Here is a 20,763-nt window from a genome sequence, read left to right on the forward strand (position 1 = left end):
TTATTCAATTAATCATTAAAAGTAACATCACACACAACATATGTGTGAGATTTCTGCCATGTATACCACCCAAATTGGGCGCAGAGTCCTTGGCATTCCAAAGATGCTAAACGAGCAACAACCAAGCTCGGGATAAAAGCATCCCCCCTGTTATCGTTCGCTTAGAATCGCTCGCTTAAACCTTTAGGTTTAGCCTCGCTCACCAACCAGCATATTGTTTTATGCCGTGCAAAAATAAACCCTATGCTGAATCTCAGAAATGAGCAATGAGTAACCGTCGACCTTGCACTATAAATCGAGCAAATTAAAATTCCTCACGGTAAGCAAACAGCCCCTGACTGCCCCCAGTATGAATAAATAGCTGGTGACTATTTGCCCCAATCTCACCTGTGGCGCACAAGTCCATAAAGCCAGCCATTGCCTTGCCCGTATAGACGGGATCTAATAACACGCCTTCTAGTTCGGCGCAGCGCTTGACGGCCGTTACCATTGATGGCGTAGTCATACCGTAACCTTCGCCAAAATAGTTGCCATTGGCAACCACTTTGCCTTTCGCCCGATTGGGATCAATGTCTAAAAAAGTGAGCGTTTCTCTGAGTAACTGTTCCACTAACTGTTCTTGCGCTTCCTTCGAGCGACTCACCGCTACACCCAGTACCGAGATGTCTGAGTTAGCAGCAATCAGCCCTGCGAGCAAGCCTGCTTGGGTACCTGCACTGCCCGTCGCGAGCACAATTTGGTCGATGTGAAGATCATCATCTGCCAATTGTTGTAATATTTCTTTGGCGCAGCGCACATAGCCTAAACTGCCCATCACATTCGACCCGCCCATGGGAATAAAATACGGCTTGCGCCCCTGAATTTTTAGCTTTGCAAGCAGCGCACTGGTATACGCTTCAACCTCTTGTTCTAGGCTTAAACGATGAATATTGGCGCCCAGTAGAGTGTCCAATAACACATTTCCGTTTTGATAATAATCCGCTTTAGGCGTGCCCTTAACATCTTCAAGCACAAGCTCGCACCCTAAGCCAAATTTAGCGGCCGCAGCGGCAGTTTGCCGCGCATGATTTGATTGCAAGCCTCCCACCGTCACCAAAGTGTCGGCCCCGTGTTGCAGAGCATCGGCGATTAAATACTCTAGTTTGCGGGTTTTATTGCCGCCACCAGCCAGTCCGGTGCAATCATCGCGTTTGATATACACCTTGCATCCCACTTTTTCAGATAACCTGGGTAAACTCTCAAGAGGTGTTGGATTGTGGGAGATTGTTACCCGTGGAATAAGTGCAAAGTTTATCATCGTGAACCCACTAAATTCGAAAAGAAAATCAACGTTACAACTTTTTCGGTCCTGTGTTAACACCACTGCAATTTTTCATTATATATTGTGGTTGTCGATTGTTCGCCTTCACACTTGCCAGGTAAACGAGTCACGCTATGCAACCCAACCGATACACTCACGTTTCTAGGTAACCAAGGATTTAAATGAAGTTATTTCGCAAGCAGTACAGTCAACCCGGAACGCAGCCTGGTGTTATTCATGATAATAAAAAAGGTCAGTTAACGCTCAATGTGTTTGATTTTGATGCCAGCGACTGTGTTGAGAAAAAAAATGTGACGGCAGAACAATGTGCGTCGTACTTGGGGAATAACAATGAGACCTGGGTGCATGTTCAAGGTGATCCTGATAAAGCCACTTTCTCCCAATTGGCGAAAGATTTCGGCATCCACGAACTCTTCATCGAAGATGTGTCGAATCTCGGACAAAGGCCAAAAATTGATATTCAGGAAGATCAAATTTTCATTATTCTCACCCTGCCAGTAACAAGCGAAAAAGGCGTTAGCCTGCAGCAAATCAGCATATTTTTGAAGAACAATACGGTTATTTCATTTTGCGGGGGGCAATTCAATCCATTTACCGCCATCAGTAATCGGTTAACACTGCCCACCTCTGGGTTGCGTAAGCGCCACATTGATTTTCTGTTTTATAGTTTAATCGATACGGTTATCGATTGGGGATTTCCCGTTTTAGAACAATACGCCGATCGTATCGATGCCACCGAGGAACTACTCCTTGAAAATCATGACAAAGACATTTTGCAAAAAATTCATCTGTTACGCCGTGAGGTACTGCTGTTAAGAAGACAAATTTGGCCTCACCGAGAAATGCTCAATACCCTACTTCGCGACGACACATCAGACTTAATTAAAGCTGACACTAAGCTATTTTTGCGCGATTGTTATGACCACAGTATTTCTATTCTTGAATTGACTGAAACCTACCACGAAATGGCTAATGGTCTTATGGAACTCTACATGAGCGTGGTCAGTTTAAAGCTCAATGATGTAATGAGAGTACTAACGATCATCGCCACCTTGTTTATTCCCCCCACTTTCGTAGCAGGTATTTATGGCATGAATTTCAGTCATGATGCAGGCCCGCTCAATATGCCCGAGCTATACTCCCCTTACGGTTACCTTGGCGCATGGGCGGTAATGATTTTCATGATTGTGGGCATGCTTTTATTTTTCAAAAAACACAAATGGATTTAATCGTAAGGCTTAGTGTGGCAAAGCGACGGACTGACTCTTTTTCGCTGTAGTCTAATTTTGATACTCAACATAACGTTCTCTGTCGAAAAAGAGAAATCACATTGTTTTCAATCCTAAAGTTGACACGAGTCAATATGCGTTTCTGAGCCTCTTGCATAATAGCGACAAGGTGAGATCCATAAGTTGACTTAATTCATGTCGAATGTAAGCACATCGGTTACTGCGCAATATCAACTCAATCCCGCCCAGAACACAGGCCTTGTGGCCGCTGTACGGGGAAGTATCGTTGAGCTGATATTCGAACAGCATGTACCGCCAATTCACAACGTTATTTATGCCCAAAACAAACATGTGGTGTTGGAAGTTGTCGCCCAATTATCAGCACAAAAAATTCGCACCATTGCTTTAACGGCTACCCAAGGTTTGGCGCGGGGTATGCCTGTAGAAGATTCAGGCGGCCCTCTAAAAGTGCCAGTTGGCCCTTCCACTTTATCTCGTATGTTCAATGTGTTTGGCGCCCCTATTGACGGTCATACCTATCAACACGATGGCAAGTGGCGCAGTGTTCACCAAGCTCCCCCTGCCCTGACTAAGATATCCAGTCAATTACAGATATTTGAAACCGGCATTAAAATTGTCGATGTGTTGTGTCCACTTGAGCGAGGTGGTAAAGCGGGTTTATTTGGCGGTGCGGGTGTAGGTAAAACCGTGCTATTAAGCGAAATGATCCACAACATGGTTAGTCATCAACAAGGCGTGAGTATTTTTTGTGGTATCGGCGAGCGATGCCGCGAGGGAGAAGAGCTGTACCGCGAGATGAAAGAAGCTGGCGTGCTCGACAATATGGTCATGCTATTTGGCCAAATGAACGAACCGCCAGGCAGTCGTTTTCGCATAGGTCACGCTGCGCTTACCATGGCTGAGTATTTTCGCGATGACGAGAAAAAAGATGTTCTGCTGCTGATAGACAATATCTTTCGCTTTATTCAAGCGGGCTCAGAAGTATCCGGCTTAATGGGACAAATGCCATCCCGCATGGGTTATCAGCCCACGTTAGGCACTGAATTGGCGGGATTAGAAGAACGTATTGCCAACACTGAAGATGGCGCTGTCACTTCTATACAAGCTGTTTATGTCCCCGCTGACGACTTTACGGACCCTGCCGCAGTGCACACCTTTTCTCACCTATCAGCAACCTTAGTGCTATCACGTAAACGCGCCAGTGAAGGGTTTTATCCAGCGGTGGATCCGCTGCAATCCAGTTCGAAGCTAGCCACGCCCACGGTCGTCGGCCAAAGACACTACGACGTGGCCCGACAAGTGAAACAAATTCTGGCTCAGTACAATGAACTAAAAGACATTATTGCCATGTTAGGTCTTGAGCAACTCTCGAAAAAAGACCGCGACGTTGTGTCAAGAGCAAGGCGATTAGAGCGCTTTTTTACCCAGCCCTTTTTTACTACTGAGCAATTTACCAGTATGAAAGGCAAGTTTGTCTCCCTTGAACAAGCACTTACTGGTTGTGAGCGTATTTTACAAGGTGAGTTCGACGATTATCCAGAAAGCGCGTTGTACATGATTGGCGAAATAGATGAAGCCATCAAACCCAAACAAAGCGCCACTGAGAAAAACAGCTCAATGAACAGCGACCTCAAGCCCAGTAACTCTGAAAGCAACAGTCCTGGGCCGAAAAACTCTGAACCAGACAACGCTATACCTAGCAGCGCTAAACCCAATGTCTCCCAACCCAACACTTTTAAGCAAGATGCGCAAAACGAGTCACTGGAGGAGCCCCAAAATGGACGTTAACATTCTACTGCCCTATCAGGTGTTCGCCACGCTTGGCGATGTAACAAATTTGGTGATAGAAACGCCCTCTGGCAGCCATGGCATTCTTCCTCAACGCTTAGACTGTATTAGCCCATTAGTCCCCGGCATTTTGACTTATCAACAAGGTGCCCAGCAGTCTCAGTTTATTGCCATAGACCAAGGCATAATGGTTAAGACGGGTGCCCAAGTGATGATTTCGGTGCGCCGCGCCATTCGGGGCAGTTCGTTACAAAAATTACAACAAGCCGTCAAGCAAGAATTTCTAGCGCTGGATCAAGAACAACAAGCGCTGCGCAGTGTCTTGGCGAAACTAGAAAGCGGCTTTTTGAAACAGTTTTCAGCATTGTCGAAGCACTAAATCGATGAAAAGCCATTCCGCTAAACCACAGCCTAACGAAAACAAGCACAGCGCAAACAACGATGTACCCCATCTAACCAAACAGGTTGATGCAAAAGTGGCGTTAAAGCTAAAAGCAAAACGTCAAAAAAATGCGGGCGTTTGGTTTGGCCTAGGAATGATGGGCACCATAGGCTGGTCGATAGCCATCCCTACGCTGATTGGCGTTGGAATAGGCATATGGTTGGATAAGCAATATGCCGATCCGCGTTCATGGACACTTGCATTACTGCTCGCTGGATTGGCGCTGGGGTGTTTCACTGCGTGGGCGTGGATCAGCAAAGAATACGCGGCCATGCACGAGGACGCGACTATGCATCAGAACGCGGCTATGCAAAAACACGATAACAAGGAAAATGATCAACATGATGTCTAATTTCACACCCCAGTTAGCGGATTTACTGACCCCTTTGTTAATCGGCCTGCTATTAGGGTGCGGTTTCTTTTATGCGCTCTGGTTCACCGTCCAAAAGGGCTTACAGTCAACCCTTCCCGCAGCATGGTTTTTAGGGGGTATTTTAGCGCGAATGGCAACCGCCGTAGCGGTTTTTTATTGGGTCTCGGCAAACGATATGTGGCGTTTAATCGCCTGCTTACTTGGATTTGTTATCGGCCGCTTACTGATGACGAAATGGTTAACACGCTTTCAAAATTCACACAACGAAAAACGAGAATTGCCCCATGCACATTAGCCCTGATGAAATCATTTATTGGCAGTATGGTTTCGTTAAAATCAGCGCCACAATACTCTTTACATGGGTCGTCATGGTCGTGTTGGTAAGCGCCTCTTACCTAATTACGCGTAATCTTAAAAAAGGCCTGCATCGCTCTCGTTGGCAAAACGGGCTAGAAATGTTGGTGCTAACTATCCAACAACAGATAACGGACGCAGGCTTAACAAAGCCTAGAGTTTACATGGGGTTTCTAGGAACGTTATTTCTGTTTATTGCCATGAGTAATCTACTGACGATGGTTCCTGGCTTCGAGCCTCCCACGGGGTCATTGTCTACCACCATAGCGCTGGCAACGTGCGTATTTGTGTCCGTGCCGTATTACGGCATTAAAAATAGAGGCGTAAAGCGTTACTTATTATCCTACACACAACCTACCCCGTTCATGCTGCCCTTTAATATCATAGGGGAGTTATCACGAACGCTCGCCTTAGCGGTGCGATTGTTTGGAAATATGATGAGCGGCGCAATGATCTTGGCCATATTACTGGTTATTTCACCGTTCATATTCCCGGTGATCATGTCAGTACTTGGGTTACTCACTGGCATGGTACAAGCCTATATATTCTTCGTTCTTGCATCTGTCTATATAGGGGCTGCAAGTGTGGTAAATAACCAGCAGTCTCTTACTTTACGTTCGCCTAAATCTAACCCAACAAAGGAAAAATAATGGATAGCCTAACTTTGATTGCTATTTGCTCCATCATCACTGCAGGCCTGACGATTGGCATTGGCGTATTAGGGCCTTCTTTGGCAGAGGGATCCGCTGTGGCCAGCGCACTGAAAGCGTTAGCGCAACAACCTGATGCCTCATCAACAATCACCCGCACCTTGTTTGTGGGCCTAGCCATGATTGAATCTACAGCCATTTATTGTTTTGTAGTTTCCATGATCCTGTTATTCAGTAATCCCTTCTGGAATTACTTTATTAGCCAGAATGGAAGGTAAAGCATGCCAATCGACTGGTTTACGGTCATCGCCCAAGGGATCAATTTCTTACTATTGCTATGGTTGCTAAAACGCTTCTTGTATCACCCCATCATCGATGGCTTAGACGCCAGAGAAAAGAAGATTGCCGGTATTTTAGCGGATGCTGATAACTGCAAATCACAAGCAGAAAACTTGCGCACTGAGTATGAAAGTAAACTTGCGCACATTGAGCAGGAACGCACGCAACTAGTCGGTGAGGCTAAAAATGAAGCGCAAATGGCTTCACAAAGCCTGCTTGATAACGCACGACATAATGCCGAACAAATAGTGAAGAAACGGGTCGCCGCCCTGCGTTTAGAAATGGCCGAGCTTAAGCAAGATGTATTGCAACAGAATATTCATGAAGTGTATGCCATCAGTCGCAAAGTGTTAACCGAGCTAGCGGACGGCGACTTACAAACGAAGATGATAGATAAACTTGTTCAGCGCCTTAACACCCTAGATGATGATCAGCATGCTGCGCTTACCCGAGCACTGGCCAATAATGGCAATCAAATTGTGGTGCGCAGCGCTCAACCACTCGCTGAGGCGCAAAAAAAACAATTGCTCGCATGCTTACAAGAATACTTGCCCTCTTTTAAAAAAGACGCGTCACAAAACAACAGTGTGAATGCAGCGCCATCAAATCCCGCCCCTTCAATAAAGCTGTCAGAAAGTATCGTACCTAGGTTAATTAACGGTATTGAGCTTACCATGGGGGGTTGGAAACTCGCCTGGAGCACTGACAACTACTTAGCTGAGCTACAAGAGGACGTTGAGGCAGAGTTTATCCCTTTCACAGAAACGCCGTTAGGCCTAACTGAAAACGAGGGAACTGACAATCCCGAGGCTAATCCCCCCCACGCTGAGGCTAAAATCCCCCATGCCTAAGTTTGAGCTCGCATACCAAAGCGCCAGTAACAAGACTCGGCTGAAAACAGTAATAAGAAGGAACGGCAATGACTCCCAGCGTTGATAACAACCTGAAACAAGGTTACCAGTACCTTTTTGAGCACCTTGAGCAGAGCCGTCAGCGAGCACAGCCCAACCTTGTGTTGCAAGAAATCGGGACGGTGAAAAGTGTTTCTGCTGGCATTGCCATCGTGCATGGCTTACCCAGCGCAGGCTTTGAAGAATTATTGCGCTTTCCTGGGGATATTTACGGCATTGCATTTAACATTGATGAACATGACATTGGCGTCATCATGCTGGGGGATTACAGTCAGCTTAACGCTGGGGATGAAGTTAAGCGCACAGGACGTGTGGTAGACATACCTGTTGGGGCTGATTTAATAGGCCGAGTCATTGATCCCCTTGGTCGTACGCTTGACGGTAAGGGCAACCTGACCTGCACGCAACGCATGGCAATAGAACGCCCAGCCCCTGAGATAATGACGCGCTCCCCAGTCACTGAGCCGCTGCAAACCGGCCTCAAGGTATTAGACGCGCTCATACCGATTGGTAAAGGCCAACGCGAGCTCATTATGGGCGACCGACAAACCGGTAAAACATCGATCGCAATAGATGCCATTCTCAATCAAAAAGACAAAAACGTGGTGTGCGTCTATTGCGCCATAGGACAAAAGTCAGCGTCGGTGGCCAAAATACTGGCCACCTTAAAGCGCCATAATGCGTTTGAATACACAGTGGTAATGGTCACTGAGGGCAATGATCCCCCCGGGCTTGATTATATCGCCCCCTATGCGGCAACCAGTATTGGTGAATATTTCATGGAGCAAGGCAGAGATGTGCTGATTGTGTATGATGATTTAACTCAGCACGCGCGCTCTTATCGAGAGCTATCCTTGTTACTGCGCAGGCCTCCGGGCCGAGAAGCCTTCCCTGGGGATATATTTTATCTGCACTCACGCTTACTTGAGCGCTCAACGCACTTGAATGAGGCGCACGGAGGTGGGTCGATGACCGCATTACCCATCATTGAAACTGAAGAGCAAAATATGTCGGCTTACATACCGACCAACCTGATTTCGATTACCGATGGCCAGATATATTTATCGCCCGCTCTTTTTTCGCTTGGCATCTTACCAGCTGTCGATGTGGGCAAATCTGTGTCTCGGGTGGGTGGCAAAGCGCAGCGTTCGGCATTTAGAAAAGTCTCTGGGGCATTAAAATTAGCATACGCACAGTTTGAAGAGCTTGAAACCTTTGCCCGCTTCGGGGCGCGTCTAGATGCTAATAGCTTACAGACAATCGAGCACGGACAGCGTATTCGCTCATGTCTTAAGCAAGCTGAGTCAAGCCCACTGTCGGTGGCAGCTCAAATTGTAATATTACTGGCACTGACAAATGACCTGTTTGATGCAATCGATTTAGCGGCTATGGACAGCGCTCAATCCGCTGCCATTGATGGCCTAACTAGCCTGCCCCTGCCTATTATTGAAAAATTAGAACAGGCTGAAAGCATAGAAGAGCAAGATCAACACATCATTCTCGACATGTTATCCCAAGCACTTAAACCTTTTGCCCAAGGCACTTTGCGCAGTGGTGACAAAATTCAGCCTACGGTTAATGAAGCCGATGGGTGAGTCAAGCAGCGTCATACAGCATAAACTGCACAGCGCAAACGATTTAAAATCGGTCGTGCGCACCATGAAGGCCATGGCAGCGGTCAATATCACTCAATACGAAAACGCTGTGCATGCTTTAGATGATTATTATCATACGGTACAACTGGGCTTAATGGGGTATTTCCATCATATCGACTTACCCGCTCAAACACCGAGCGTTAAGATAACCCCATCAAGCAAAGAGCGTGGCAAGACTGGGATTATCGTCATTGGCTCTGATCAAGGACTCGTAGGTCAATTTAATGATGTGCTGTTGGCATTTATGACCGAGAAAATCGCAACGCTTGCTAACGATAAACTAATATGGGCGGTGGGAGAGCGAATGTACTCCTACCTAGAAGACAGCCAGCATACGGTGCAAAAACCCCTTGTTTTGCCTAACACCATAGGTACTGTCACGTCATTGGTGACAGAATTGTTGCAGGAAATCCACAGGCATCAGCAAACAAATCAACTAGAGGAGGTCTATCTATTTTTCAATCACAGCGCTCAAAACGCGCAATATGAGCCGACTTGCCAACGCGTATTACCACTAGATAAACAATGGCAGCAGCAAATTAACACTCAAGTATGGCCGACCAAGTGCATCCCAGAACTATTAACTGCCCCTCAAAAAAGTTTTAGCGCACTGATTGGAGAATATCTTTTTACATCTCTTTTTAGGGCCGCTACACAATCACTGGCCAGTGAGAATGCCAGCAGACTGACCTCTATGCAGCGAGCCGAAAAAAACATAGATGAATTGCAAACCTTACTATTGCGGCAATTTCATCGCCATCGTCAAGGTGCCATTGATGAAGAGTTATCAGATTTGGTCAGTGGGTTCGAAGCGCTGGGAAATGCTAATTAATCCGTAATCAAATCTGATAAGTGTAAACAACTAACCTGTTTTCAGGTTAGCGCGCAGACCCAACTGCCTTATAAAAATTAAACAACTTTCCTTTGACCTGCATCAATAGCTGATTTCGTTGAGCGCGCATACTTATTTGTATGAAAAAGTAGAAATGACATCACGTTTTGCGTGAATAATTTTATCACGCGTAGCGCATTTTCACTCGTCGAACTCACCACTTTAAAAGGCCGAATCAATGCAACCAACTGATCACATCAACACCTATCAAAAGCTACAAGATCTCAGTGCCAAACTAATTTCTGAAATCCCTGAAACCATGGCGGGTTTCGGTGAACTCCACGTAAATGCTGTCGCCAAAGGCGCTTTGGACAATAAAACCAAAGAGCTTATTGCACTGAGTATTGCGATATCTGTACGCTGCAATGGGTGTATCGCTTTTCACGTGCATGACGCACTAAAAGCCGGTGCAAATAGACAAGAAATTGTAGAGACCATAGGAGTAGCAATATTAATGGGTGGAGGACCGTCTATGGTGTATGGTTGCGAAGCACTAGAAGCCTTAGATCAATTCGAGCTAAATCAAGACTTACCTTTGTAAACAAAACACCAGGGCTATTCATCTTTACAGGGTATTTTTAGTGCAGTTTGTGATTTTGAGCAAAGTGGATAATCGCGATGCCTGAGGCTCTACATCAAAGCGTGCATGCGAATATAAGTGCCCGAAGGCGTTTTGCGGATCATGCCTATATTGAAGAAATATGCTTTCTATTTCAGCGCTATGTTGTGGCTTTTTGCCAGCGCTTTGTGGATTCATTTGGTCTCAGTAGCTGCTGCGCATTAATACAGTCCCCTATAGATTGAATTTCACACGTCACAGATAAATAGCCTCTGGTTATCAGTATGTCTGACAACGGCCTAAGAGCAAACTTATTAGCTTATCTTATTGTTTTTTATAACACTAACGGTTAATTTCAGCTATGTTATCCATTGGTTTATTGCACTTTAAGAGAACGCCACCATGCATTATACGGTGACCTAATATGACGATTAAATTCCAAGATCGTACCTTAGAAGATAAAATTCTTCTGGCTATTACAGGCTCAGCTTCACTGGTACTCTCTCCTTTTCTCTTGTTGAGCCTTATGGCTGGAGACATCGCTAATAGTTTGGTAGATGTAGTGGCCGTAGGTGGCATATTTGCCATTTTTTTAGGGGTTTGGTTCACTAGCAGAATCAAACTGTTGAGCGGGATATTCGCCTTTGTTGCCCAAGTCACCATTCTAATAGGGATACACGTTAAGGGCGCAGGGTTAATTTATTGGGTTTTCCCGATCATTATTGCCAGCTTTTACCTCTTACCGACCCTAATCGCTAGCCTGTTTAACTTGGTTTTAATTACCATCGCGTGTTTTTTAACGTTTCAACAATTCGATAGCTTCACACTCCCCCGCATCATTGCATCCTTTGTGGTAACGAATATATTTTCGCTAATATTTTCAGTTTTTATGCAAAATAAAAATCGACAATTATCAAACAAAGACAAAATAAACCAAATTCACAATAACATTCTCGAGTTAATCGCCAGTTCCAGTAAGTTATCTAAAATACTACCGGCAATTATTAATGGCATCGAAAATGAAATCCCTAATGCGTTATGCAGCGTGCTACTCGTCGATCGAAAAGGCAGGCGGTTATTGGTTGGCGCAGCGCCAAGCCTACCGGACTATTACAATCAGGCTATTGACGGCCTATCAATTGGCCACGGTATTGGCGCGTGGGCTGAAGCGGCGTTCTCCTCAAAGCGTGTGGTTGTAACAGATATTGCTAGTCATCCGGGCTGGGTGGATTGGACCGAGTTGACCCAAAAAGCCCATTTGGCTTCTTGTTGGTCTGAACCCATTATTGGCAACAACGGAAAAGTTTTAGGTAGCTTCGTTATCTATTTTCAAAAACAATACTCGCCAAAAAATGACGAACTCAAACTGATAGAGCAATTTGTCAATCTTACTCGCATCGCCATTGAGCGAGAAAAAGCGGATAAATTAATATGGCAACAAGCCAACTACGACAGCTTGACGTATCTACCTAATCGAAACCTACTTTACGAACACCTCGCAAGCGCGATGACTCAAGCTAATCGAGAGAAAAAACGGCTTGCTGTTGCCATGTTAGATCTTGATAAATTCAAAGCGGTCAATGACACACTAGGTCACGCTGCTGGGGACATCGTACTGGTAGAGTGTTCGAAACGTATAAAAGGGTGTATTCGCAAAAGTGATATCGCAGCGAGACTCGGCGGAGATGAATTTATCATCGTCCTGCGAGATGCCATCTCCCCAGAGGATATTGCGGCCCTGGGGCGCAAATTATCAGATGCACTGGCCAAGCCGTATTTTATCCAAGATGAAAGCGTTTACTGTACCGCGAGTATTGGTATTGCGTTTTATCCAAATGATGCTGCTGACATGGATACACTGCTTAAAAACGCCGACCAAGCTATGTATAAAGCAAAAGCAAAGGGGCGCAACAGCGTCCATTACTTCGCTAACCAGTCAATCCTAAGTACTGAGGAAGTTGACGCGCCTTAAAACACGCATTAAACCTCATTAGAGCTGCTTTACCGATTGCCTTTCTACCAGCACTGGACGGTATTTGTGCTCATCTATGGCGTAATCTTGCTCGCTATCACCATTTCCCTTGCTTAGTGAAAGTGCCAGCTCCGTCGCCTTCATGGCCATTTCTTCGATAGGATTGTGGATTGTCGTCAGCTTAGGCTTTATGCACTGGGCCAAGATCAAATTGTTAAAACCAACCACTGACACATCATCAGGCACTGTCATGCCATGAGCCTTCAACATTGAAACCGCCCCCACCGCAATGGCATCGTTGTAGGCTAAAATAGCGCTAAACTCTACCCCTCGTGCGAGTAAGTTTTGCACTGCGACTTCACCGCCTTCGTAGGTAGCCGCGCCTTGCGCTAACATTTCGATTTCGTAGGTGACTGGATATTTGGCTAACTGGGCTTTCATGCCCTCAATGCGAAGTCGGGTGTTATTTTGAATACCATCCACGCCAATAATCGCTATTTTTTTATGGCCTTTATCTACGATATGGTCTGCCATCAACGCGCCGCCTAACTTGTCATCTAGCCAGATGCAGCGATTTTCAATCTCTTTGATATGCCGATTGAGTAACACTAACCCTGGTACTTTACGGGCAAATTCGATTAGGGTCTTTTCGTCTATCATCGCACTGTGCACCACTAAGGCTTTATAGCGATGCTCCAGTAATACTTCAATGGCGTCGAGCTCGCTGGTGCGGTCAAACGCCCCTGAGTTGAGAAAAATCTGTAAATCTTTTTGTGCGGCGACTTTTTCAATACCATGAGCCATTTTGGCGAATAAAGGATCCGTTAAGTCAGCAAGTACAATTCCTATAGACGCGTTGTTTTGCATGTTAATTGCTTGCGCATTAGCATTTGGCTGGTACTGCATTTCGCGCATAATGCGCTTTATTTTTTCACGTGTTTTAGCACCGACTTTCGGCCCATCGTTAATAACCCTTGAAACACTCGCCGGTGATACACCTGCAGCCTTAGCAATATCTTTAATGGTTGGCATGACTTACGCTCATTTTAGACTCCATGTATAGCATCTTTACTCAATGCCATTCGTTGTTCGGATAAGGGATAACACTTCACAATCATTAAGGATATAAAACACAGTACTAACGGGCCTCCCGCTAGACACACCCGCATCCAAAATATACTATCGGGGCGTTGATTTTCCCCCGCGTTAGCATCAAAACCCACTAAGTTGAGCAGCAGACCAGCACCGATCATCGTCATTACGACACCAATGTTAATCACTTTATTTTGCGCTGAAACAAAATACCCTACCTTATTCTGTCCTGATAGTTTTCGCTCATAGGCACATAAATCGGCCAACATACTGGGTATGATAACGGAAATGGCCACCCAAGAAGGCGCACCTAGTAATGCATCTATGATCACAGCCCACTCATTGCCTGGCTGATAAATAAACCATTTTAACACCGCACCCAAGGCAGTTAACCAGTAGATAATGCTCAAAGCCTTTAATCTGCCGAGCTTTATCGCAACGTATGAAAATAGCGGGATCATAACTAAGGTTACCAATGCAAACGTTGACGATAAAATACCCTTCCAGTAAGCACCTGCCTCAACGTCACCGCCCTTTACAAAATACACTAAAAGATAAAAATCAAAACTGGTAAAAATGCTGATTGCACCAAATTTAATCAGCGTCAAACTCAACAATAAAAATAAGGCCCTTTTCGTTCTTTCGTCCGCTGGTGGTTTGGCGATGCTTATGCAACCAGGAGCATTCGCAGGCGTTTCTCTTTTGCGCTTAAATAGACCCGTTTGCTCAGCACTCATCGACGACAATGTCACTGGTTTTGGGGCACAACACCACGCGCTAACAATTGAAAAAAAGGCAATCAGTACGATCCCGATAAACCAGCCTACATATTGGATCCCCAGATATACGCTGCCCCACATAGACAATTGCGCCAAGGGAAACAACCAAAAATAAGCGAAGGTGCCAAACCGCTCAAACAAAGAGCCAAATGCCATGACCTTAACACGCTGAGTTTCGTCACGGCTTAGCTCAAATGCCAGTGACTTAACGTTGATAGTAAGAAACGTTAAGGCAATAGAAAACAAGAAGTTGAACGCTAACACATACCATAATACGTCAGTATTGGACCAAGTATTTGGCACTAACCATATCGCTCCAAACAGCACACCTGACGTCACGCCCGATATAAACAGTGTGACCCGGCGGTTGCCATGTTTATGCTGTATGCGTTCAGAAGCTCGACCGACTTTTTGGCTAATAAAAGCGGCAAACATAATAGGAGCGGCAATCACTAGGCTTAACCAAAATGGGTCTAGCCCTAAGGTCATTTGAAAGTAAGGAACGGCCATTGCGCTAAGGCTCTGGTTTGCAAAAAACAGTGCTAAAAACCCAAAGCCAAGAGCGATAAGATGCTGACGAGAAATATCGGGTAACGTCAGCATGTACTCGCCTCCGCGCTAATGTTTTGCGGCTGACTCACGCTTCACCAAAAATGGCTTGTACTGATAGTCTTTGGCGTTTTGATTTACGGTTTTGTCTTTAGCGACAAGACTCAAGGCCAACTCTGTGGCCTTGCGCGCCATAATATCAATAGGGTACTTCACCGTCGTCAACTTAGGCATACAATACTTTGCCAACAGAACATCATCAAAGCCGATGATTGATACATCATCCGGTATTCGTTTTCCTAAATCTGTCAATGCTGAGATGACGCCAGTTGCCATTGCATCGTTGTAGCAAAGCACAGCACTGAAATTCACCCCGCGCTGAATGAAACTTGCGACTGCGGCACGGCCTCCGTCATAATCTGGAGAGCCGTGCGCAATATATTCCTCTGGCAAAGCTATCTGATGAGCATTCAGTGACTGGCGAATACCATTTAACCTGTGAGTTGCATCATAGACTCGCTCTTTGGTGGAAACCACCGCAATTCCAGTATGACCAAGGGACGCCATGTAATCGGCCATGACCTTTCCTCCCGCAATATTATCAAACCAAACACAACGCTCACTGATCTCGGGAATAAATTTATTGATTAATACGAAGCCAGGAATGCGCTGAGCCAAATCGATAAGCACGTCATCAGCCAAGGCTTTACTGTTCACTACCATGGCCTCACAGCGCTGGGCTTGTAAACTTTTGATGGCGGTTAATTCTTTTTGCGCATCTAATGAGCCGGTACTGACCAATACCTTGAACTTGCGTTTTTTAGCGACGTCTTCGATGCTGCTAGCCATTTGCGCAAAGAAAGGGTCGGCGAGCTGCGAAATAACCACACCTATGGTATGTGTACTTTTATTCACTAATGCACGAGCGTGGGCATTGGGCCTAAAATCCAGCTCAGCGATGGCTTTTTCAATTCTGGCTTTGGTTTTTGGGCTGACGACAACGGTCGAACTCAAGACCCTAGATACCGTCGCCGGTGATACACCGGCCAATTTTGCTACATCTTTAATGGTTGCCATTGCTTTTTACTGTCTGCTCCCAAAGCGATAAACGGTTGATTCAGAGTATGTTTCACCGGGCCTTAATAAGGTAGAGGGAAATTGAGGTTGATTCACCGAGTCGGCAAAGTGCTGCGTTTCTAGTGCGACGCCACTGCGAAATGTCATTGGTTTTCCCTGCTTACCTATTGCACTACCGTTCATGAAGTTGCCTGTGTACACGTGTACACCTGGCTGAGTGGTTAGAATGTCTAGCATTCGCCCGCTGTCAGGCTCATATAGTTGAACTTGATGGAGCAACTTACCATCATATCGGTCGAACACCCAAGTATGATCAAAGCCACCATGGGTTTTATCTTGTCCGTTCGCCAATTTCAATTGTTCATGCACACTCGTAAGTCGTCCATGCAGGGTCGCTGCTTTTGTTAAATCGAACGGCGTCTTTTTCACGCTCAATAGCTTACCAGTGGGTAGTAAGCTCTTTTTGACTTGCACTAATGCGCTAGCGTCAACCTGCAGTTGGTGCTGTTCAATGTTGCGCTTTTGGTTGCCGGTCAAATTAAAATAAATATGAGAGATGAGATTAATAGGGGTTGTTTTGTCACTGGTAGCATGAAAACTAACGGTAAACTCATTATTAGCATTTAAGCGATACAGCACGGTTACATTGGCATTGCCTGGATACCCTTCTTCACCGTCGAGGGATAAATAGCGCATCTCGACTCCACTGGGCACTTGGCGTGCCTGCCACAACTTCTTATTGAACCCCAATTCTCCGCCATGAGCATGATTGCCTTTGTTACCACCATCACGCTTGACGCTTAATTGCACTGGTTTACCATCGATTTGAAAGTGCCCACCAGCAATACGATTGGCAAAACGGCCGACGGTTGCACCGTTATAACAACAGTCGTGCACGTACTCATCTGCGCTGTCGTAACCCAACACCACATCTTCAAATGTACCGTTTTTATCCGCGACAATAATGGATGTTACATAGGCGCCCCAATTCGTTACGCTAACCCGCATGCCATGTTGATTAGATAAGGTGAAACGCTTTATGTCCTCACCTTTATATTGGCCCCAAATTTCCTCAGTCACGTCCACATTAGACTCATCTTCTTGTGCCTTTGACAGCGCAGGTAGATAAATTAAACAGCACGAGCCAATAAATACAAATAGTCGAAGCCCCCCCCCTAATCGGTTAAATCGAAAATAAGCACGAGTAAATAATGTGAATTTTTTCATCAATAATACATATGATAGTTGAATAGACAGCCACAAACATACGATAGAAAGACGATAAACTCCAGTCAAAATGAAATCGGTTTACCCATGAAAATTACGTTACGTAAGATCATTGTTAATGGCGGCACCATTCAAAAACGTTGACGCAAATTGTAAAGAAACGAGATAGAAGACATGAAATTCAGTGAAAAATCAGGGCTGAACACCAGCCCTGATGAAAGACATTACCACCAGGTGACGTACAGACCTATGAGTATTAACACACAGCCTATGCCGGCGATATTAAAGCCAGTTGTAGTACCAAAGTTCACATCACTTAAATCTACGCTGCTATCATTTTTTGGTGCGGACTCACGTAATGATACGAAATAGGTTAAGGCTAAGCACATTAAAAATACGATGCCGATGCGATCCATAAATGGCAACTCAGGTAAGAAAAGGGCAAACAATACAGAGAAAAGTGCGGAGCCAATCGCTGCTGCTAGCGCACCTGAGGACGTAGTGCGTTTCCAGAACATGCCCATTAGGAAAATCACTGTGATCCCGGGGGAAAACAACCCGGTAAATTCCTGAATGTATTGAAACGCCTGCTCTGACTGCCCGATAAGGGGCTGGGCAACACAGACCGCTACCACCAAAGAGGTAACAGTTGCCAAGCGCCCAATATTCACATAGTGGTTTTCATCTTTGTCATGACGCACAGGGCGGTAAATATCCATCGTAAAAATAGTTGAAATACTGTTGGTCATTGACGCTAAAGACGAAACAATAGCGGCTACGAGTGCGGCGAACACTAGTCCCTTTATGCCCACTGGCATAAGCGACATCATGGATGGGTACGCTTGATCGGGCTTTTCAATGTCTGGAAACAAGATAACCGCTGCGATACCAGGCAACACCACTATGATCGGCATAAGTAACTTCAAATACGCGGCAAACGCGATACCTTTTTGTGCTTCTTGAATGCTTTTTGCCGCCAGCGCTCGCTGAATAATATATTGGTTGAAGCCCCAATATCCAACGTTCATCACCCACAGACCGCCCACTAACACCGAGATACCGGGCAGATTCATATATTCGCTATTATCAGGGCTTAAAATCATGTCGAAGTGGCCCGGGACTTTCTCGGTTAATATGTTAAAGCCTTTCAAGACCCCTTCCCCGCCCGATATTTGTTGCAGCGCTAAGTAACTTAAAAAGAAGCCCCCGAAAACCAGTAACACCACTTGAATGATATCAGTGTACGCCACGGCCTTTAGTCCACCGTAGGTGGAATACGCCACAGAAAAAACAGCTAAAAAGATCATGCCATACATCCAATCAATACCAGCGACGCTTTGTATTGCTAATCCCCCTAACCACAAAACCGAGGTCAAATTGACGAAGATAAATACCCCTAACCAAAAAAGCGCTAAAGTAGTTTTGACCCGACTGTCAAAGCGTTGCTCTAAGTATTGCGGCATGGTGTAAATGCCATTTTTAAGGAATATGGGCAGTAAATACTTACCCACTAAAATCAATGTAATGGCCGCCATCCATTCATAAGAGGCAATGCCGAGGCCTAACGCAAAGCCAGAGCCTGACATGCCAATGATTTGTTCTGCTGAAATATTGGCCGCAATCAATGACGCACCAATCGCCCACCAGGGTAGCGATTTACTGGCCAAGAAATAATCTTGTGTGGTTCTGTCATGTGACTTCTCGTCTCGGGATATCCAAAGAGCAAGGGCAAGTAACCCAGCGGCGTAAACAATAAACACCCCCAGATCAATTGGGTCGAGTGAATAGTTCATTTGTTATTTTCCTTGTCGCTATTTGTTGAAATCTACCACTGGCCATTTAAAAGAGGGCAAGTAACATTTAAGATATTTTCTTGGTTTGGCTATACATCCTTTAAAGCGAAAACTATACGCTACCGCCTCATTTAACGCCAACATCATGAAATCGGTTTACCTTTTCAATTCACGATAATGATGACTAGCGATGCGAAATAATCATTCAACATCAAATGGCCTGTAGATAGGCCCTATGTCGTACACCCGATGTAAAAAAAGCCGCAAAAGCGGCTCTTTTTATTACGCTATTTCACACGTACATTTACAGTTCACGCACCCAAATATTACGAAAACTCACTAAATTACCATGATCTTGCAGCTGCAGAGGTGCACACCCGTGGGCTTCGTAGCTCGGGGCGCCAATCCATTCTGTTTTACCTTGAATCTCGGTATGATTTTGCAATAGGACACCATTATGCATCACGGTGACGTATCCAGGCTGAGTTAACTCTTTACCCTTGAAACGCGGCGCGGTATAGATGATGTCATAGTACTGCCACTCACCTGCTGGGCGCATAGCGTTTGCTAACGGAATTGTTTGCTTGTAAACACTGCCTGCCTGTCCATTTGAATAGGTAGGGTTTTCATAGGAGTCTAACACTTGCACTTCATAGCGCTGCTGAAAGAACACACCACTGTTATTACGTTGCTGTCCTTTCATACCCTCAACTTGGGTAGGTGTGCGCCATTCCATATGTAATTGCACATCACAAAAGCTCTGTTTGGTTTTAATATCGCCAGCACCCGGTTTTACCGTCAACACATCGCCGCCGATACTCCAAGGTGCTTCGCCGCCTTTAAGCGCTTCCCATGCCCTTAAATCATCGCCATTGAAAAGAACCACCGCGTCAGACGGTGCTTTACCCACAGGGGTTGACACAATCTTAGGGACTGGCTCCCACACTTCGGTTTTTTGCGCTTGAGCTTCACGCTCTGCTTGGCTCTGCTCGGCGTTTACACCCTGGCTCAGCGATATAGCACCGGCCAGTATTAACGTTAGATTGCTTATTCGTTTGGTTAACTTCATTAACTTTGTCCCTTGGGGTAAATTTTTGTCACGGGTGACGGTGTCATTTAGCACTCAATTAATTGCCTGCTACGTAGCCCACGCGCGATCCCCTTTCTTATACGGCAATTCACCATCGTAGCGACCTGGAATAGCCACATAGCGCAATACTTTGGTAGCGCCTTCTTTTGAGGTGAAAAAGGTAAACAACGTTAGCTGTTTAATTAACGTAAAGCCGTGAGGCGTAGGTTTTTCTGCGTCTTTTACGCCTTTATTTGCCAATTTAGCGTTAGTGTTGAATACATCGGCTTCGTCATTCAATGAGGCTAACAGGCTTGCGCGCTGTTCAGTATTGAGCAGAAGAAAATCTTTACCATAAGTTGATTTAGCCAACGCCTTTATCGATGCAATGCCCTCTTTGAATGCAGCCTGCTGAGGAGCGGTATAACAATCAGTGACAATCACCGCCATCATATAGCCAACATTGACATCTTTAGCCCCAGGCGTATCCGTGCGAGGAATAATCACCTCTCCGACTTCATTAAAAAATGCGATATCATCTTTTGAGAACGCCGTTTCTTGAACGGTTTTCATCGGCAACGTGACATAGGCCATCGCGTTCGCACTAACAAACGCCGTGCCTGTGGCAGCGGCAATCATTTTAAGTAATTCGCGTCTGTTCATACTCATGA

20 protein-coding genes are annotated in these 20,763 nt (G+C 45.5%); 12 read left to right on the forward strand and 8 right to left on the reverse strand.

The features are described from left to right. Positions 1-304 precede the first annotated feature (304 nt). Positions 305-1,297 (reverse strand): D-cysteine desulfhydrase family protein, encoded by a 993-nt coding sequence (locus AC0VYA_RS13520; protein ID WP_475488615.1) that lies wholly within the window; start codon positions 1,295-1,297, stop codon positions 305-307. A 185-nt stretch (positions 1,298-1,482) separates the two neighbouring features. Between AC0VYA_RS13520 and corA the strand changes: the two genes are divergently transcribed. The 12 genes from corA (at position 1,483) to AC0VYA_RS13580 (ending at position 12,506) form a co-directional block, all read left to right on the forward strand. Continuing rightward, entirely contained in the window at positions 1,483-2,550 is a 1,068-nt protein-coding gene (corA, locus tag AC0VYA_RS13525) for a magnesium/cobalt transporter CorA (RefSeq protein WP_475488616.1), read from the forward strand. A 195-nt stretch (positions 2,551-2,745) separates the two neighbouring features. Continuing rightward, positions 2,746-4,359 carry a F0F1 ATP synthase subunit beta gene (gene atpD, locus AC0VYA_RS13530; protein WP_475488617.1) on the forward strand — a complete coding sequence of 538 codons (1,614 nt, stop codon included), beginning with the start codon at positions 2,746-2,748 and terminating at the stop codon, positions 4,357-4,359. Then, positions 4,349-4,738 (forward strand): F0F1 ATP synthase subunit epsilon, encoded by a 390-nt coding sequence (locus AC0VYA_RS13535; protein ID WP_475488618.1) that lies wholly within the window; start codon positions 4,349-4,351, stop codon positions 4,736-4,738. The genes atpD and AC0VYA_RS13535 overlap by 11 nt, the downstream gene beginning before the upstream one ends. Before the next feature lie 4 nt (positions 4,739-4,742). Further along, entirely contained in the window at positions 4,743-5,153 is a 411-nt protein-coding gene (locus tag AC0VYA_RS13540) for an AtpZ/AtpI family protein (RefSeq protein WP_475488619.1), read from the forward strand. Next, on the forward strand, positions 5,143-5,469 hold the full coding sequence (locus AC0VYA_RS13545; RefSeq protein ID WP_475488620.1) for an N-ATPase subunit AtpR: 327 nt from the start codon (positions 5,143-5,145) through the stop codon (positions 5,467-5,469). Before AC0VYA_RS13540 ends, AC0VYA_RS13545 begins: the two co-directional genes overlap by 11 nt. Continuing rightward, positions 5,459-6,178, forward strand: a complete 720-nt coding sequence (locus AC0VYA_RS13550; protein WP_475488621.1) for a F0F1 ATP synthase subunit A — start codon at positions 5,459-5,461, stop codon at positions 6,176-6,178. The genes AC0VYA_RS13545 and AC0VYA_RS13550 overlap by 11 nt, the downstream gene beginning before the upstream one ends. Then, positions 6,178-6,456: a F0F1 ATP synthase subunit C gene (locus tag AC0VYA_RS13555; protein ID WP_475488622.1), complete on the forward strand. Its 279-nt coding sequence runs from the start codon at positions 6,178-6,180 to the stop codon at positions 6,454-6,456. Before AC0VYA_RS13550 ends, AC0VYA_RS13555 begins: the two co-directional genes overlap by 1 nt. A gap of 3 nt (positions 6,457-6,459) precedes the next feature. Beyond that, on the forward strand, positions 6,460-7,368 hold the full coding sequence (gene atpF, locus AC0VYA_RS13560; RefSeq protein WP_475488623.1) for a F0F1 ATP synthase subunit B: 909 nt from the start codon (positions 6,460-6,462) through the stop codon (positions 7,366-7,368). Between the two features lie 68 nt (positions 7,369-7,436). Next, complete coding sequence (locus tag AC0VYA_RS13565; RefSeq protein ID WP_475488624.1) at positions 7,437-9,023, forward strand: alternate F1F0 ATPase, F1 subunit alpha; 1,587 nt, start codon at positions 7,437-7,439, stop codon at positions 9,021-9,023. Then, complete coding sequence (locus AC0VYA_RS13570; RefSeq protein ID WP_475488625.1) at positions 9,016-9,915, forward strand: F0F1 ATP synthase subunit gamma; 900 nt, start codon at positions 9,016-9,018, stop codon at positions 9,913-9,915. The genes AC0VYA_RS13565 and AC0VYA_RS13570 overlap by 8 nt, the downstream gene beginning before the upstream one ends. Positions 9,916-10,153: 238 nt before the next feature. After that, the gene (locus AC0VYA_RS13575; RefSeq protein WP_011575450.1) at positions 10,154-10,516 is read left to right on the forward strand and encodes a carboxymuconolactone decarboxylase family protein; all 363 of its coding nucleotides are present in this window, start codon (positions 10,154-10,156) and stop codon (positions 10,514-10,516) included. A gap of 442 nt (positions 10,517-10,958) precedes the next feature. Beyond that, a complete protein-coding gene (locus AC0VYA_RS13580; RefSeq protein WP_475488626.1) occupies positions 10,959-12,506 on the forward strand; it encodes a GAF domain-containing protein in 1,548 nt (515 codons plus the stop codon). Between the two features lie 18 nt (positions 12,507-12,524). Here AC0VYA_RS13580 and AC0VYA_RS13585 read toward each other — a convergent pair whose 3' ends face one another. The 7 genes from AC0VYA_RS13585 to AC0VYA_RS13615 form a co-directional block, all read right to left on the reverse strand. Continuing rightward, the gene (locus AC0VYA_RS13585; RefSeq protein WP_475488627.1) at positions 12,525-13,538 is read right to left on the reverse strand and encodes a LacI family DNA-binding transcriptional regulator; all 1,014 of its coding nucleotides are present in this window, start codon (positions 13,536-13,538) and stop codon (positions 12,525-12,527) included. A gap of 14 nt (positions 13,539-13,552) precedes the next feature. Further along, positions 13,553-14,980, reverse strand: a complete 1,428-nt coding sequence (locus AC0VYA_RS13590) for an MFS transporter (protein ID WP_475488628.1) — start codon at positions 14,978-14,980, stop codon at positions 13,553-13,555. A 15-nt stretch (positions 14,981-14,995) separates the two neighbouring features. Beyond that, complete coding sequence (locus tag AC0VYA_RS13595; RefSeq protein ID WP_473474750.1) at positions 14,996-16,003, reverse strand: substrate-binding domain-containing protein; 1,008 nt, start codon at positions 16,001-16,003, stop codon at positions 14,996-14,998. A gap of 6 nt (positions 16,004-16,009) precedes the next feature. Beyond that, positions 16,010-17,230: an aldose epimerase family protein gene (locus tag AC0VYA_RS13600; RefSeq protein ID WP_475488629.1), complete on the reverse strand. Its 1,221-nt coding sequence runs from the start codon at positions 17,228-17,230 to the stop codon at positions 16,010-16,012. 224 nt (positions 17,231-17,454) lie between these two features. Further along, the gene (locus tag AC0VYA_RS13605; RefSeq protein WP_011575456.1) at positions 17,455-19,023 is read right to left on the reverse strand and encodes a sodium/sugar symporter; all 1,569 of its coding nucleotides are present in this window, start codon (positions 19,021-19,023) and stop codon (positions 17,455-17,457) included. A gap of 304 nt (positions 19,024-19,327) precedes the next feature. After that, positions 19,328-20,092, reverse strand: a complete 765-nt coding sequence (locus AC0VYA_RS13610) for a 3-keto-disaccharide hydrolase (protein ID WP_475488630.1) — start codon at positions 20,090-20,092, stop codon at positions 19,328-19,330. 69 nt (positions 20,093-20,161) lie between these two features. Continuing rightward, positions 20,162-20,761 carry a gluconate 2-dehydrogenase subunit 3 family protein gene (locus AC0VYA_RS13615; protein ID WP_473474753.1) on the reverse strand — a complete coding sequence of 200 codons (600 nt, stop codon included), beginning with the start codon at positions 20,759-20,761 and terminating at the stop codon, positions 20,162-20,164. Between the last annotated feature and the right edge of the window lie 2 nt (positions 20,762-20,763).

Source organism: Paraglaciecola sp. QJM3NY_14 (genome assembly GCF_056173245.1).

Bases quoted from the DNA above. Each gene is read 5' to 3' on its own strand.
- AC0VYA_RS13545 (WP_475488620.1), top strand. From the start codon at position 5,143: ATGATGTCTAATTTCACACCCCAGTTAGCGGATTTACTGACCCCTTTG.
- AC0VYA_RS13600 (WP_475488629.1), bottom strand. From the start codon at position 17,230: ATGAAAAAATTCACATTATTTACTCGTGCTTATTTTCGATTTAACCGA.
- AC0VYA_RS13540 (WP_475488619.1), top strand. From the start codon at position 4,743: ATGAAAAGCCATTCCGCTAAACCACAGCCTAACGAAAACAAGCACAGC.
- AC0VYA_RS13595 (WP_473474750.1), bottom strand. From the start codon at position 16,003: ATGGCAACCATTAAAGATGTAGCAAAATTGGCCGGTGTATCACCGGCG.
- corA (WP_475488616.1), top strand. From the start codon at position 1,483: ATGAAGTTATTTCGCAAGCAGTACAGTCAACCCGGAACGCAGCCTGGT.
- AC0VYA_RS13580 (WP_475488626.1), top strand. From the start codon at position 10,959: ATGACGATTAAATTCCAAGATCGTACCTTAGAAGATAAAATTCTTCTG.
- AC0VYA_RS13555 (WP_475488622.1), top strand. From the start codon at position 6,178: ATGGATAGCCTAACTTTGATTGCTATTTGCTCCATCATCACTGCAGGC.
- AC0VYA_RS13610 (WP_475488630.1), bottom strand. From the start codon at position 20,092: ATGAAGTTAACCAAACGAATAAGCAATCTAACGTTAATACTGGCCGGT.
- AC0VYA_RS13565 (WP_475488624.1), top strand. From the start codon at position 7,437: ATGACTCCCAGCGTTGATAACAACCTGAAACAAGGTTACCAGTACCTT.
- AC0VYA_RS13550 (WP_475488621.1), top strand. From the start codon at position 5,459: ATGCACATTAGCCCTGATGAAATCATTTATTGGCAGTATGGTTTCGTT.
- AC0VYA_RS13570 (WP_475488625.1), top strand. From the start codon at position 9,016: ATGGGTGAGTCAAGCAGCGTCATACAGCATAAACTGCACAGCGCAAAC.
- AC0VYA_RS13520 (WP_475488615.1), bottom strand. From the start codon at position 1,297: ATGATAAACTTTGCACTTATTCCACGGGTAACAATCTCCCACAATCCA.
- AC0VYA_RS13535 (WP_475488618.1), top strand. From the start codon at position 4,349: ATGGACGTTAACATTCTACTGCCCTATCAGGTGTTCGCCACGCTTGGC.
- AC0VYA_RS13590 (WP_475488628.1), bottom strand. From the start codon at position 14,980: ATGCTGACGTTACCCGATATTTCTCGTCAGCATCTTATCGCTCTTGGC.
- AC0VYA_RS13615 (WP_473474753.1), bottom strand. From the start codon at position 20,761: ATGAGTATGAACAGACGCGAATTACTTAAAATGATTGCCGCTGCCACA.
- atpD (WP_475488617.1), top strand. From the start codon at position 2,746: ATGTCGAATGTAAGCACATCGGTTACTGCGCAATATCAACTCAATCCC.
- AC0VYA_RS13585 (WP_475488627.1), bottom strand. From the start codon at position 13,538: ATGCCAACCATTAAAGATATTGCTAAGGCTGCAGGTGTATCACCGGCG.
- atpF (WP_475488623.1), top strand. From the start codon at position 6,460: ATGCCAATCGACTGGTTTACGGTCATCGCCCAAGGGATCAATTTCTTA.
- AC0VYA_RS13605 (WP_011575456.1), bottom strand. From the start codon at position 19,023: ATGAACTATTCACTCGACCCAATTGATCTGGGGGTGTTTATTGTTTAC.
- AC0VYA_RS13575 (WP_011575450.1), top strand. From the start codon at position 10,154: ATGCAACCAACTGATCACATCAACACCTATCAAAAGCTACAAGATCTC.